Origin of the sequence: Aureibaculum flavum (assembly GCF_016406085.1) — a bacterium.
Taxonomy (GTDB): domain Bacteria; phylum Bacteroidota; class Bacteroidia; order Flavobacteriales; family Flavobacteriaceae; genus Aureibaculum; species Aureibaculum flavum.
The window spans coordinates 1-708 of record NZ_JAEHFJ010000035.1 but is presented as its reverse complement, the minus strand read 5'-3'; the positions used below and the strand labels follow the sequence as shown (position 1 = coordinate 708).

The 708-nt window shown below is 27.1% G+C and carries 1 pseudogene; it reads right to left on the bottom strand.

The features are described 5' to 3' along the window. Positions 1-708, bottom strand: a pseudogene (locus JBL43_RS20150) (LamG-like jellyroll fold domain-containing protein); the annotation flags it as partial.

The following is a 708-nucleotide window of genomic DNA, read 5'->3' as shown; positions in this document are numbered from 1 at the left end:
TAAGTTGATTGTCATTACAATATAAGCTTTCTAGTAAAACATTATTCGATACATCTAAACTAGTTAATAAATTTCTACCAGCAAATAATGATTGTAATTGAGTATTTTTTGATACATCTAAACTTGTTAAATTGTTGATGGTAAATCCTAACTCTTCTAATAAAATATTGTTTGAAACATCTAAAGTAGTTAATTCATTACTCCTACATTGTAATACTCTAAGTACTGTATTACTAGAAACATCTAAATTTATTAGGTTGTCGCTACATCTTAATTCTTCTAATACAGTATTGTTTGAAACATCTAAAGCTGTCAAACTATTATTCCAACAATTTAATTTTTTAAGTGCCGTATTGTTAGATACATTCAAACTTATTAACCCGTTGGCTTGACATTCTAAAACTTCTAACAAAGTATTATTTGAAAAATCTAAAGCCGTTATTTCATTTAACACACAATTAAATGATATCAGAGCCGTATTATTTGAGAGATCAATACTAGTTAGATTGTTCTTCTCTAATTCTAAAACTTCTAATAAAATATTGTTTGAAACATCTAAACTAGTTAAATCATTTACTTCACAATTTAACGAAGTAAGTGCTACAAAATCTTCAATACCAGTGAGGTCTGCAATGTTTTTATTACGAATATCTAGGTCTGTTATGGTATTAATATTTGCAGTTGGCACATAATCATCTAAAGGGCCAG